This window comes from Acetobacter pasteurianus (assembly GCF_009914215.2).
In the GTDB taxonomy this organism is placed as follows: Bacteria; Pseudomonadota; Alphaproteobacteria; order Acetobacterales; family Acetobacteraceae; genus Acetobacter; species Acetobacter pasteurianus.
Window position 1 is genome coordinate 2,392,862 of the sequence record NZ_CP039846.2, and the last position, 14,209, is coordinate 2,407,070.

At 48.5% G+C, this 14,209-nt stretch carries 10 protein-coding genes; 5 read left to right on the plus strand and 5 right to left on the minus strand.

Annotated elements, in window-relative coordinates; genetic code table 11:
• Positions 1 to 172: 172 nt before the first annotated feature.
• From FCN51_RS24625 to FCN51_RS24635, 3 genes are all read left to right on the plus strand, one after another.
• Complete coding sequence (locus FCN51_RS24625; RefSeq protein WP_020944056.1) at positions 173 to 2,449, plus strand: TonB-dependent receptor; 2,277 nt, start codon at positions 173 to 175, stop codon at positions 2,447 to 2,449.
• A gap of 286 nt (positions 2,450 to 2,735) precedes the next feature.
• Positions 2,736 to 3,257: a DUF4142 domain-containing protein gene (locus tag FCN51_RS24630; RefSeq protein WP_035362229.1), complete on the plus strand. Its 522-nt coding sequence runs from the start codon at positions 2,736 to 2,738 to the stop codon at positions 3,255 to 3,257.
• 346 nt (positions 3,258 to 3,603) lie between these two features.
• Positions 3,604 to 5,211 carry a B12-binding domain-containing radical SAM protein gene (locus FCN51_RS24635; RefSeq protein WP_201762578.1) on the plus strand — a complete coding sequence of 536 codons (1,608 nt, stop codon included), beginning with the start codon at positions 3,604 to 3,606 and terminating at the stop codon, positions 5,209 to 5,211.
• Positions 5,212 to 5,233: 22 nt separating this feature from the next.
• Here the strand turns inward: FCN51_RS24635 and FCN51_RS24640 are convergent, their stop codons facing one another.
• The 5 genes from FCN51_RS24640 to FCN51_RS24660 all read right to left on the minus strand — a co-directional run bounded on the left by FCN51_RS24640 (position 5,234) and on the right by FCN51_RS24660 (position 12,647).
• On the minus strand, positions 5,234 to 6,859 hold the full coding sequence (locus tag FCN51_RS24640; RefSeq protein WP_160257114.1) for a TolC family protein: 1,626 nt from the start codon (positions 6,857 to 6,859) through the stop codon (positions 5,234 to 5,236).
• Positions 6,856 to 8,682, minus strand: coding sequence for an FUSC family protein (locus tag FCN51_RS24645; protein WP_201762636.1), 1,827 nt, complete (start codon positions 8,680 to 8,682; stop codon positions 6,856 to 6,858). Before FCN51_RS24645 ends, FCN51_RS24640 begins: the two co-directional genes overlap by 4 nt.
• Positions 8,663 to 9,739, minus strand: a complete 1,077-nt coding sequence (gene mdtN / locus FCN51_RS24650; protein WP_201762579.1) for a multidrug transporter subunit MdtN — start codon at positions 9,737 to 9,739, stop codon at positions 8,663 to 8,665. Before mdtN ends, FCN51_RS24645 begins: the two co-directional genes overlap by 20 nt.
• Complete coding sequence (locus FCN51_RS24655; protein WP_160257116.1) at positions 9,712 to 9,990, minus strand: YtcA family lipoprotein; 279 nt, start codon at positions 9,988 to 9,990, stop codon at positions 9,712 to 9,714. Before FCN51_RS24655 ends, mdtN begins: the two co-directional genes overlap by 28 nt.
• Positions 9,991 to 10,286: 296 nt before the next feature.
• Positions 10,287 to 12,647, minus strand: coding sequence for a TonB-dependent receptor (locus tag FCN51_RS24660; protein WP_004449288.1), 2,361 nt, complete (start codon positions 12,645 to 12,647; stop codon positions 10,287 to 10,289).
• Positions 12,648 to 12,947: 300 nt separating this feature from the next.
• Here FCN51_RS24660 and FCN51_RS24665 point away from each other — a divergent pair, with 300 nt between their 5' ends.
• Positions 12,948 to 13,538: a PadR family transcriptional regulator gene (locus FCN51_RS24665; RefSeq protein WP_160257117.1), complete on the plus strand. Its 591-nt coding sequence runs from the start codon at positions 12,948 to 12,950 to the stop codon at positions 13,536 to 13,538.
• A 31-nt stretch (positions 13,539 to 13,569) separates the two neighbouring features.
• Complete coding sequence (locus FCN51_RS24670; RefSeq protein WP_003623914.1) at positions 13,570 to 14,193, plus strand: O-methyltransferase; 624 nt, start codon at positions 13,570 to 13,572, stop codon at positions 14,191 to 14,193.
• The last annotated feature ends 16 nt before the right edge of the window (positions 14,194 to 14,209 follow it).

Below are 14,209 nucleotides of genomic sequence, written 5' to 3' on the forward strand. Positions count from 1 at the left end.
AGAGCCATCAATTTTGGCGAGGGGGTAGGCATTGTCCTACCCCTTTTTGATTCGGCCGATGTTTGTATTGTTTTGCTGAGAGACCCAACGAAAACTCATAGAAGTACGTACTTGCAATTTATTCTTAGTTGCTTGATAAGGCGCTGGCCGTTCCCATGCAGTGAGCCTTACTATGAGTTTCCGTGTGTTTTGTTTGAATACGCTTTGTGTTTCCAGCCTGCTTGCAGGTATTGGAGAAGGCGTTTTCTTTCCTGATTATGCGCAGGCAGAAGATGTGGCATCGTCACAGAAGGCCGTTCGTGCGCCGCTTTCAGCTAAAAAACAGCCAAATACAGATCAGACAAAAAAGGCGCAGCAAGGGCAAAACAAGCAGACAACAGCTCCTGTTGCTGCCAAGCAGGAAGATCTGGTTGTTAAAGCATCGCGTAGCAACCGCATGTATGTCACCAACGGAGGGGACCTGGGAGTTTTAGGGCATAAAAAGGGGTTAGATGTTCCGTTTAATATACGGAGCTATAATTCCAGCCTTATCCTCAACCAGCAGTCCCAAACGCTTGGGGATGTTTTGTTGAATGACCCCACTGTTCGCACAACAATGGGGTATGGCAACTACGCTCAGCTTTTCCAGATACGTGGCTTTACCCTGTATGGCGATGATATTGCGATTGATGGCTTGTATGGTGTGACACCCCGCCAGCTTGTTTCACCACAACTTTATGATTCAGTTCAGGTTCTCAATGGTGCCAGCGCGTTTTTGAACGGTGCGGCTCCGGGCGGATCTGCCATTGGCGGCAATGTAAATCTTATTCCCAAACGTGCAGCTTCTACCGATATCACGCGTGTAACAGGTGATTATACAAGCAGCGGGCAGGGTGGTGGCGCTTTTGACCTAAGCCGTCGGTTTGGCAAAGACCGTGCTTATGGTTTCCGCTTCAATGCCGCAGGTATGGATGGGGAAACGCCTATCAAGGGTGAACGGCATGATGATATTGCCCTTGGTGGTTCCTTTGATTGGCATAATGATGATACGCGCATCAATATGAACATGAACTACCAGAAACAGCAGGTTTTTGGTGGGCGCAGCGCCATTATTGTTTCCAGCCTTGCAACCGATATGCCTACACCCAAAGCCACATCTCCATCAAAAAACTGGGGGCAGCGCTGGGCTTATACAGATCTTTCTTATCTGTTTGGCACGTTGAATATTGAGCATGATTTCGGCGAGCATATTACCACCTACGCAAAATTTGGTGCCCAGAGCGGGAACGAAATGGGTAACTACGCCACAACCACACTCACCAATTCTCGTACAGGGGATGGATCTGTGGGGGCTATGGCAGATGCCTATAATGTTATGAACGAGGCAACGCAGGCTGGTGTGCGTGCGCATGTCAACACAGGCTTTATCAAGCACGAAATCAATGCGGGTGGTTCTGCTATTTGGGAAGAATCAGACGCAGCCTATGCCATGAGCTTGGTAGGGGAATCTGGAAACATTTATCATCCCACACAGTTTACGCCCAATGAAACATATGCCGGAGGAAGCCTGCGCAACCCGGGCCGCGTTTCATGGAACAAACTGTATAGCCTGTTTTTGTCTGATACGATGACGTTCTGGCACGACCGTATCGCATTGACAGGTGGCTTTCGTTATCAGGATATCTTGTCAGATTCCTATAATTACGGAAGTGGTAGCCTGCTTTCACATTATAATTCTTCAGCCTTTTCGCCCGTTATCGGCCTTGTTGTGCATCCGGTTAAGAATTTTGCGCTGTATTTCAACCGTATCCAGGGGCTTTCTGCGGGCACCACTGTTGGTTCCACTTACGTGAATGCAGGGCAAACCTTTGCGCCGTATCAAAGCACGCAGTACGAGGTCGGTGCCAAGTATGATGTGGGCCGTTTTTCTGCTGGCGTCGCATTTTTCCAGACATCCATGCCGTATGGTATGACAGAACCTTACGGAGATACGGGTGAATCTATCTATACCCAAAGTGGTAAGCAGAGAAACCGGGGTATGGAACTGACATTCAACGGGGAAATCCTGCGTGGGCTGCGGTTTAATGGAGGTCTCACGCTGATTGATGCCAAGCAGGTGCATACAGCGGGTGGGGAATATAATGGCAAGACCGTTATTGGTGTTCCAAATTATACAATTAACGGCAATCTGGAATACGATGTCCCCTTTGTAAAAGGGCTAACGCTTGTGGGCCGTGTGGTCAGCACTGGCAAGCAGCAGTTCAATAACGTAAATTCAGCACATCTGCCTGCATGGTCTCGGTTTGATCTGGGGGCACGTTATACTTTCCTTGTGCATAACAAGCCTCTTACGGCCCGGTTTGAAGTCGATAACGTTGGAAATCAACGCTATTGGGCCTCTGTTTATCAGAGCGATCTGGTTATGGGTGATCCAGAAACATTTAAGTTTTCGGTAAGTGCTGATCTCTGATAGGGCCAGATAAGAAGATACTGCTGTTAGAGGTGCCGGATGTTGCTTTGCTGCATCCGGCTTTTTTAGGTGCGCAATGGTCTATTGCGCATGAAGCCGAGATTTTCTTTTGGAAAACAAAGTTTCCAAAATTTCAAAAGTTATTTTGTAAATAAAAATTATTTAACAGAGAAATTGTTCTTTGGTGGCATGAAACCTTTAGTAAAGGGTGCCGTTCAACACATTGCGCACTGTGCGGATTTATCTTTTTTGCAAGAAAATCACCGCCTCCAAAAGGACAATACTAATGAAAAAGATGTACTTTCTTGTTGCGGCTTTATGTGTTGCTGCGCCAGCATTTGCAGAATCCTTACCAGAACGGACAGGTATTAATTCTGCAATGGGAATAGCCCCTAAAACAGAGGATTTTATTCAAGGTGCTGTATGGAGTGATATTTTCGAAATTCAATCTAGCCAGCAAGCACTTTCAGAACCTTCTCTTAAAGATTTTGCATCTAAAATGATAGAAGATCACCACAAAACATCAGCAGAGCTGAAGCAGATTGTGAGTGATAACAACATGAACAATACGCTACCGGTTGATGTTGATGAATCAAGTCAAAAAAAGCTTGATACGCTTCACGGTCTTCATGGTGAAAGTTTTGTGCGGCAGTACCGGGAAGATCAGATAACGGCGCATGAAAATGCTCTCTCACTTTTTCAGCGTTATGCAAAAAATGGGGATAACCCCGCTTTGAAAAAGTGGGCAGCCAGCACGGTGCCAACGCTTGAAGAACATCTGAGATTGGCAAAGAATTTGCCGCAGTAAATTTGTAATTTTTATGTGAGTTGTAAAGCGCAAGCGTTCCAGATTGGAAATTTCATACCGAGGAGATCAGTCCCTTGGTATGTCATTTTCTTCTGGAACAGTGATTGATTTGCAATATATGCGCTCTTGAGCGTATAAGCAGTGTTCACTCAGATGAAAGGTCGTGTAACGACCTTTTGCTGGCTCTTGCCGCCCTTTGCTCTCAGATACGGCGCCCATATGGAAGGTGTCCAGAGCATTCACCCTCCATAACAAACCAAGCCCTGCAGGGGGCTGTGCGCCGTCGAAGAGAGCGAGATGTCGTCCTCTTTGATTGTGATCAGCTATTCAATCAAAGGATATCTCTGTGACGACTGATAGCTGCAAGGTCTTGATGATCTTCCCGCTTTTTAATGCCAGTTCGTTCTGGAATTACAAAGAGGCCTGTGATCTGGCCGGGGCACGTTATCCGGCGGCTCCTCTTGGTTTGATTACGGTTGCAGCGCTGCTTCCTAAAAACTGGGAGGTCAAGCTGGTGAACCGGAACACCGAGCTTCTGACGGATGATGATTTCGCCTGGGCTGATATGGTGATGACCGGCGGAATGCTCCCCCAGAGAAATGATGCCCTGCGCATTATAGAAATGTGCCGCGCCAATAATAAGCCTGTGGTGGTAGGCGGCCCGGATGTGACATCCAGCCCAGATTTGTATAGCGCGGCAAATTTTCAGGTTCTGGGTGAAGCTGAAGAAATCATGATTGATTTCATAACAGCTTGGCGTAGGGGAGATACGCATGGCGTCTTTAAGGCTCCTATGGGCAAAACAGACGTTACCAAAAGCCCTCTACCGCGCTTTGATCTGTTAAAGCTGGACCAGTACCTACATGTAGGTATTCAGTTTTCACGCGGGTGTCCGTTCAGCTGCGAGTTCTGCGATATTATTGAACTTTATGGCCGCGTACCGCGGACCAAAACAAACGCGCAGGTTCTGGCTGAACTGGATGCACTATATGCTCTTGGGTATCGGGGGCATGTGGATTTTGTTGATGATAATCTGATTGGCAATAAAAAGGCGCTCAAGAAGTTTTTGCCGGACTTGAAACTCTGGCAGAATAAGAAGAAATTTCCGTTTGAGTTTTCAACCGAAGCATCCATTAACCTTGCTGACGACACAGATTTGTTGCGTGGTCTGGCAGAAACAAATTTCTTTGCTGTATTTATCGGGATTGAAAGCCCCGATACAGATACGCTGGTGATGACGCAGAAAAAGCAGAACACCCGGCGCAGCCTGCAAGAAAGCATTACCAAAATTCATGAAGCCGGCATTTTTGTAAATGCTGGTTTTATTGTTGGCTTTGATAGCGAAAAGGGCAGTGTTGCCGCAGGAATGGTGGATTGTATTGAAGATACAGCCATTCCGGTTTGCATGGTCGGATTGCTATACGCTTTGCCGACAACTCAGCTTACGCGGCGCCTGCTGGCAGAGGGGCGACTGTTTTCTGGGGGTGAGCAGACGCAATCTGGAGATCAGTGCACGGCGGGGCTAAATTTTGCAACAAACCGCCCACGCCGCGATGTGTTGAATGATTACAGAACTGTGCTGGCAGAAATTTATAATCCTGTTGCATATTTTGGCCGCGTCCGTCGGATGGGGAGGATGCTTAAGCGTACGCGCGCCCATAAAATGATCCGTGGTGATTTGCGTAGCTTTGCACGCTTGCTTTTCCGTATTCATCGTGCTGGCCCCGGAACAGCCAAACAGTTCTGGCGCATGATGCTTGATTGTGGCCTACATAACCCCAAGGCAATACCTTACGTAGTTATGACGAGCGCGCTTTATTTACATCTCGGCCCATTTTCACGGCAGGTGGTGCGCGAAATTGATAAAGAAATTAAAGATGTAGATGAAGGGCGTTGGCATGCCCCAGCAGTACAGGTTCCGGCAAAAGTGGCAGAACTAGAGCCTGCTGCATAAACTTGGCGGATACAGGCAGGGCTTAATAAGGCTGATATTCTGGTGTGCTATGGTCAAGCGCACCAGTGCCGAATGCCAACCCAGCCGCTGCAATAAGTGCGGCGTAATAGGCATCGGAATGGCTGAGCGTTGCATCTACCAAGCCATTTTCAGCCATGGATGTTTGTACAATAGACCCAACACCATTGCGGTAGGCAGCATATGCGGCATCAAAAGCCGTTTGTGCGGCTGTTTCCAGCTTGGCGGAAGATGCATAAGCCGTCAGGCTTGTGTGTAACGCGTTTTCAGCTACCACAATTTGTTTGACGGATGAATCAACCGTTTTTTGCAAGGCGGCGTTAGCGCTATCTGCTTGATCCTGCGCCTGCTTAAGTTGTGCAGCACGCATGCCTCCATCAAAAATCGGCACGGAAACACCACCAAGGATCACGCTGCTTAGAGAATTGGAGGAGAGGTTGAGAGTAGGGGAGGAATCACTGCCTACTCCCGGCACAGAAGAAAGTGCTAAATGGCCGGTTGTATAGGCCACGTTTCCGGTTACAAAAATCTTGGGTAGAAATTCGCTTTTAGCGGCCGCAACCTGGCTTCTGGCGGCTTTTGCATGGGCATATGCTGCAAGAACATCTGCGCGCCGAGAAACAGCCTGCTGAATAAAGGCATCACTCAACCGGGTATCATCTAAAGCCAAAGGCCTGCCAGATACGTTTTCTGTTTCAAAATGTGTGCGGGGTGAAATGCCGATTGCGTTAACGAGTTCCAGATACGTGTTTTCAACATCACCTTGTGCCTGAACAAGGCGGAGTTCTGTTTGGGCTGTAGCCTGTTGGGCTTGTGTCACATCTACAATAGTGCCTTGCCCATGTTTAAGGCGCGCTTGCGCAGCTTCTTGCACGCGTTTGGCGTTTTCTAGTGCTTTCTCCAGAAAATGCACGCGGGATACGGCGGCAGCATGTGTATAAAAAGCGATCGTAACGCTGTAGATAATTTTTTGGTGTTCTGCGGTGAATAGAATATTTGCGCCAATCTGGGCTTGCTGAACGGCAGCAAGTATTGCTTCTCGCTTACCAAAATCAAAAAGCAGCCATTCTAACCCTAATGTTTGAATTTCCCCGGCACCTGAGCGCGAATTACGCATACCCCCAATAAGGTTATTAAAATTGGTAACCCCACCATTAAAGATTTCTCCCGCAGCGCCACCATTGCTGATGCTAGGGGTATCCCCATTATTGCGTGCGCGGTTGTAACCGCCCACGACAGTTGCCGTAAGGCGTGGAAGATACGTGCTTTTGGCTATGCCTACGGCTAATGCGGCATCTCGTGCAGTATCCCATGCCCGGCGTGTATCGGGGTTGGTGGATTGGGCGATGTCAATCAGTTCAGCCAGACTGTAAGCATGGCCAGCCTGTGTTGTCATGGCAGTATCAGCCGGGCGTATTTCAATCTGCTTGTTGGATGGTAGCGTATAGCCCGGAGGTAGAACCAGGCCGTGAGCATTTGCACGCCCGGGTTTGATTTCACCATTAGCAGAAAGATTTGGTTCCCATGGTGTGTTGGGCTGGGAAGGGGCTGTTTCCAGTTCCTGCGTTGCACATCCACAAAGCATCATAGCTGCACAACAGGCAACAAGACGGAAAGAGGCATGGGTCATTGTGCGTTGCGTTCCAGTTGTTCGATATGTGCGGTGGTGTGCGCTGGGGTATCTTCCAGCAAGGTGGTAGCTAAATGGTCTGCTTGTATCAATGTGTTATGCCATGTGGCCAATTGGTTCTGGAGTTGCTGGGTATCTGCGCCCGGATTTGCTGGCTCCGTCTGGGTATATTCCAGTGTAAGTTTTGCGGCGTCTAAAGCACTTTGAGCTTGCGCAAACAGGGCCTCTCGTTGCTGGAGTGTGGGAGCTGTTGCCTGTTTGCGTAAAAGCTGGAAGAGAGCTTTCAGCTTTGCGGGCACCATATTGCGGGCACTTGCAGGCCAGAAACTGGTGAAAATGGCGTACGTAATAAAATTACCAATCATAATCCCGACAATGCGGTCTCGCGCTGTTGTCATATCACTTGTTGGGCCATAGCCGTTCAGATCGGTCAGATAGAAGGCAAGGCCGATCTGAAACCCGGCATAAGCAATACGTTGATTGCCTGCTTTGACCCATGCAGCCAGAAGAGACACACTAAAAATAAGAACCAGAAATCCTGTTACGCCATCAAGGTGCGGCATAACCCAAATAATACTTAAAATACCAATAGCCCCACCAATAAGGGCACCGGTAATACGTAGCGTTAATTTAGATATCATCTCGCCCGTAGTGGGGAGGGCAACAATAAAACATGTAATGATACAGGTGTGAATACCTGGCCAGTCCAGCATTTTGAATAAAAGATAACTGCTCATAACCGCTGCTGTGCCTTTCACAGCAAAGCGAATATGGTCAGGATTGCGAAATGCATCAGGAAAGAAAAATCCTGAACTCTTTTCAGGCTTTTCAGATTCTACAGTAACCGGCGTGGTGAAGGTTGGCAGAAACGAGGCCAGGGTTCGCAGTGTTGTGCATTTCTCAGGGTTTGTAGGGGGAGTAATATTGGTAGGATAATCTCCACGCGCGAAGATGGTTGCCATTTCATTAAGCGTGTTCAGCAATTCAGCGGACGCGGTTGCTCTTGACCGTGCCGCGTTGAGTGAGAGAGCCAGCACAGCCACGCTGGCATTTGCGGCTTGTTGCAGGCAGGCCAGATCCTGCGGTGACCAGATTTTTTCCAGCTTGGCCATTTTTACATTGCGCATCATCTCAGAAGCCCCTGTGTTGAGAAGGCTGCTTGCATGATCCAGCAATGTAGGATCTGGGTTTTGTAATAAGGAAATGGAAAGCTTAAGGCGTTCCGTTATGCCTTTTGTAAGAAGCGTTTTGGGTGAGGGGCAGATAAGAAGCCCGAGCACAACCATAACCGCCCCGGGCACAGCCAGAAAAAGGTCTGCATACAGTATGGCGCGGGTAACAATTTCACCTACGGGAACCTGATCAATGGCAATAAGAGCGTAAACAATAATCAGCCCAAGCATATAAGCCACAGGTTTGAGTTTGCTGGCTGAACCTAGAAAGAAAAATCCAAAAGAGAGCAGCGCAATAACAATAATCAGCCAAAGTGGATGATCCAGCGTAAGCCGGATAAGCCCGTAAACAAAGGCCAACAGAAAAAGGATAATGATGTTAAGACCAATTGCCGCCAAAGCATTTGTAACGCGGTCTTTCTGCCACAAGGCCATGGTAACAAGAGCAGGCACAGCCAGATCAGGCACTTGCCAGATTTCCCCAACTAATACCGTGGTTGTGCATCCTGCTGCCATGCGCAGAGCATAACCAAGGCGGCCGGGAGCAGGATTACACACCAGCGCCCATATGCGGGAGAGCGTGAGTTTAGGAAAACTCTTCCTATCTTGCTCACCTTGCTGGGGGGAGGGATCAGTGGCAGGCGGCACCATACCGGATCTCAACATTAGCAGTGGCCCCCATACGCAACACTTCGGGCCGGATATCGTCTATCTGGATACGTACAGGAAAACGCTGGGCAACATGCACCCAATCCATCTGGCGTGGCACAATAGGAAGCGCGCGGGCAAGAATGGTTGTATCGGCAGACATAATGCCCCAGCCAATGCTTTCTACATGTCCACGCAAGGGCGTATGTCGATTGATCATGGAATAAACCGTGACACAATCGCCCGCGTGGATGGAGGAAAGGTTAATTTCACGGATGGGGGCTGTAACGTACCACGCATCGTTTGCAATCAAGGTAAACAGCACTTGTGATGGTGCCAGAACCTCACCGGGTTTGACTTGTAAACTCGTTACATATCCATCTGTAGGGGCGATTACCGTTGTCTGGCGGAGTTCATAACGTGCATGCTCCAGCGCGGCCTGACTTGCCGCCTGTGCCGCCAAAGAACTTTTAAGGTCACCCACCGCCATATCTGCCGCAACAGATTGTTGGTGAGCCTGCGCCAATGAAACTTCAGCATTATGCAGCGCTACTCGTGCCTGATCGTATTCCTGCCACGGAATATAGGCTTTCCCGGCCAATGGTTTCAGGCGTTCTGTGGTGCGGGCGGCAAGATCGCGGTTTGTTTGGGCGCGGGCAATCTGATCTGTAGCTACAGCAGCATGGGCGGTTTTAACACCAACAAGCCGCTTCTGGTTTTCCACCTCAGCGTTTGCCAGTTCCAGATTGGCTTCTGCCTGCCTTACAGTTAGCAAATAAGGCTCCGGATCCAGACGATACAATACGTTGCCTTTATGAACATGTTGGTTGACGTGAACCCGCAGGTCGATCAACCGCCCCCCTACGGTGGAGGCAACATGCACCAGTTCCGCATCAATGCTTGCGCTGTCAGAGCTTGGATATTTATTGCTTTTATGGGCAACAACAACGCCTAATAGGGTTGCTGCTCCAATACAGGTAACCGCAATAAGAATACCTAAGGGCTTTTTGCCTGAAATACGCACGTGCTGCATTAACCCGGCCCAAACACAAAGCCCCATAATGCCAAGGCAGTAAGAACACCCAAAGCAACATAGGTAAAAAGGCGAAAGCTCAAAAGAGCATCAATTCCCGTTAGAAGGAATATAACGCGCAGAATAAGTGCGACCGCAATACCCGTTAACCCGCACATCATCCAAGCAGGAAAATAAGCGCCAACTATAGGGAAGGAAGGCGCCCCCCGAAATGTACACCCGCTCACCAGTGGAACGAGTAAAACAGAGAGAAACCTATGGGAGGGTTTGGGTATCATACGGGCAAGAAGGCTTTTCTATAATCAATGTCAGTGTTTTTCGGTTAGCATGTTTCCAGTGAAAGAATAGGCAGAAAAAACAGATCCACTTCTAAAATCACCCAAACTTAACGGTGTTAAAATGGAGGAAGTGGGAAATAAATGTCAAGGATCAAAACATTTACGCCATGTGCGTAATCGGCATTAATAGAAAGATCAGACGTTTCTGGAATAATTGTATGAAACTGAACGGCTCTGCGCACTGCCTTTAAGAAACAGAGTGCAGAGCCGCTTAAATACTATAGTGACGTATGGAATTAAAAATCAGCAGAAAGAGTAGCCGTTACCACAAATGGTGAACCGATAACGTAAGTGGGCTGTGAGCCAGACAGGCTTTTGCCCGTAAGCACACCATGCTGTGTTTTGGCGTTTGTTGTATAACCATACATTGAAGACAGATAATGGTTATCACCAAGGTTCACGAGGTTCAGCTTGATTTTAGGAGAGACGTGGCCAATCTGCGGCAAACGTCTGCCAAAGCCAAGGTTGGCCGTAACGTAACCGGGAATGCTCTGGTCGTTCATAAGCGTGGCGTATTGGGCGCCAGTATATTGCAGCGTAAAGTTGCCGAACCATTTGCCATCATTATAAGTCAGGCCCAGTGAGCCAGAAAATTGTGGTGCGCCAACTTCCTGTTTGCCTTTTGTTGCAAGATAATCTCCTGCATAGGCAATGTTGTTCCCGTTTTTAGTGTGCATATACTGGCCGGATGCATAAGCACTTACGTGGTGCCAAGGGCGCGTGGCCAGTTCAGCCTGAATACCGTAGGCTTCCATGCCGCCAGCGTTGATCAACTGTGAAATGGTTGATGTTGATCCGGGTTCGTAGCTTACGGCCGAAACCTGATGGTTTGTCACGTTATAATGAAAGCCGGCCAGATTGGCCATAAACAGGCCGCTATAGCGATACCCTATTTCTTCCGTAATCATGTATTCCGGCTTGTAATCAGACATCGGGAGAGATGTCGCTTTGCCGGTGCTATAGCTATAGGAGGCAAGCTGTGAACTCAGGCCTGCAGGTAGGTGGTAACCGGTTGTGCCGTTCACATAGATCTGGTGGTTCGGGTTAAAGCGGTAATTGATAAGCACCTGTGGTGAAGGAACAAACACATTCTTAATGGATTTGCTTGCCGTTACGCCTGGTAGGTCCTGGGTGTATTGGCGGTTAGCCATCACCATTCTAATGCCGCCATCAATAGTCAGGCGGTCATGCAGGAACGACATTTTGTCATCCACTGCAAAGCTATTCAACTGCTGTAAGGCGTTTTCATTATCTTCGTTAATAAGCAGGCCGCCGTTGGCTGTAAGGGGAGCGCCATTGGAATTCCAATGGCCACTGCCATTTACAGGGTAAAACTTCTGGGAGGCTGCTTCCTGAGCGTAAGAATACCAATAAGTAAAGTTAAGCGTATTGAATTTATGCTTCCAATGTCCGGTAAGTGTTAAGCCGGAGGAAATTGTATACCAGTCTGAAACTTCAACAGATGTCAGCTTGCTAACTGATGGGTCATATCCAGGTAGGTTTTTATAATCATCAAGATGCGCGTATTTTTCTGCCCCCGCGTAACCATTGGCAACGGGTACGGTTTCCCCGTAATAATAAGGTCCATGAAATTCAACAGAATAGGCTTGCGCGTCCAGGCTAAGGCCATGGCCAAAGCTGAAATGGTTTTTTAATGTGCCGTAAATAGCCCCGGTATTTTTGCCGTTAAGCCCAACGTAGTGCGTATCGCCATTGTAATACTGGTTGTTCAGGCCATATTTTGTGCCGTAGGTTTTCCAGTTCGCCAAAGATGGATACAGCCATTCTCCCTGAGCGGCATCTGTAAAACCAAAAATGGCTTCTGAATGGCTACCCGGTGCCCAGCTTTTTGTAAGTGCTGCATCTACATGCCATTTGCGGATATCGCCAGCGCCACGCCACATATCACTGCGGGCGTAGGAACCCGAAACAAAGCCCCGCACGCCGGAATGCCCGATTTCTCCCGTATCGTAGCGGATAAAGTCTTTGTTGGTACCGTAAGATCCGCCTGAAGCCGCAACATGCACATTCTGGTGGTCCATCGGGTGGCGGACTGTGGCGGAAACTTCGGCCCCCGTTGCGTTATAGGTTGGTGAATTAATATCCACTGACCCCTGCATTACATTCACCTGGCCCATATTCTCACTATCAACGAGAGAGGGGGTGTAGGTGCTGTACGTAAATGGGTTGGCTGCGGGCATGCCTTCAAGCGTGACACCAATTTCTGCCTGCGCCATGCCGCGAATATGTATGGTGGAAAATGAGGTTGTAAGCGGACCTTCACTGGCAGACACCACGCCGGGCACTGTCTGGATCAGTGACTCGATTGTGGAGGTGGGAGACTGCATTTCGATATAGCTATGGGAAAGTGAGCTTATCGTTTTGGCAGATGTCTGTTTCACCATCATGCCGCCGCCTGCTGTCTTGCGCGAGACGACGTCAACATTCTCATCCTTGGCTTTCGACAATTTAGCCGATTTTTTTGCAGCAAGGGGAGCGTGATTTTTATGTTTATCCGGGTTGCTGCTCGCTTTGGCTACGGTTGCGGTGTTTTGAGCAAATAAACAAACTGTGCTCAGGATAAGGAACTTTTTCATTGCGGTGTCTCATCTCCCCATAAGGCGCCGCAACCTATCTGACTTTTCTTGTACGTTTGATAACTATTGTAAAAATTCATTTATATTACACATAGTATTCACAAAACATTCACAGATTGTGTGAAAAATGGGGATTCTACGTATATGGCAAAATATTGCCTGCTTATGTTTTGCCTTATTTGTGTGCTGGCACGCGCGTGCAGATTACTTTTGTGAGTGGGGTAGGGAGCCAATGGAAGCATCAAGAAATATATCTAGATATATCTTGATATACGATATATCGGAATGTATATCGGAATTATGAAACACAGACATAAACACGCAGGCGGTCGGAACCGCCAGGTTTTCTCCCCTGAAGGAACAGTAGGTTCTGGAGGGAAGCATCGTCACCAACACGGTCGGGGTGGTGGCCGACACGGTGGCCGCAGCAGGCTTTTTGATTATGGCGAAATCCGCCTGCTGGTTCTGAAGATGATTTCAGAAAAACCGACTTACGGTTATGAACTTATCAAGGATATCGAAGAAAAATTTGGGGGAAGTTATACCCCAAGCCCCGGCGTTATTTATCCAACACTCACTTGGCTGGAAGAAGCCGGATATATCCGCCCGGCTGATGGCGAAAGCCGTAAAAACTACCAGATCACACCAGAAGGTGAGGCATTTTTGTCTGCCAATCGGGTAGGTTTAGAGGAAATCCTTTCTCGTACAGCGGCCGCGGAACCTGAAGGAAGAGGTGGGCGTAAGAATATTCCCATGCCTGTGATGCGTGGCATGGAAAACTTGAAAACTGCTTTACGTCTTCGGTTACGTAATGGTGGCCTTGATCCGGCAGCAGAAGAAAAAATTGCAGCACTCTTAGATGAGGCAGCACGGGGTATTGGGCAGGTTTAAAGGCGTAAGCTGCAAAATAATAAGAGGAAAGATGATCATGGATGATAAAATTCAGGAAGTTCTCACCCTCTATCATGAACGTATGCAGCAAGAACGCAGCCAGCCGCGTGTGGAAGCACCCGGCGGCCGTGATGGAGGGCATGACCAGCGCATGCGCTCCATCGGCCCGGAAACAGGGCAATTGCTGAATATTTTGGCCAAGAGCCTCAAAAGCCCAACTATTTTGGAACTCGGCACATCCTTTGGATATTCTGGCATCTGGCTTGCTGAAGCTGCGAGAGCAACAGGCGGCAAGCTGATTACGATGGAATTGCATGACTATAAATCTGCCTATGCTCAACAAATGGCACAGCAGGCCGGTTTGGCGGATTGGATAGATTTTCGCGTAGGTGATGCCGTGCAGATGATTGATGATCTGAGCGGGAAAGTAGATTTCGTTTTTGTTGATCTCTGGAAAGATCTTTATGTGCCTTGCCTAAAGGCGTTTTATCCACGCCTTAACCCCGGTGCAATTATTGTGGCGGATAATATGATCCGCCCCGGCACAGAAGATGTAAAACGCTATGGGCAGGCCATACGCGCATTGCCGGGTATTTCCAGTGTCTTGCTGCCTGTTGGGACGGGCATAGAAGTGAGCCGTTTAGAAGCAGAATAGAAACTTCAGCAAGCAA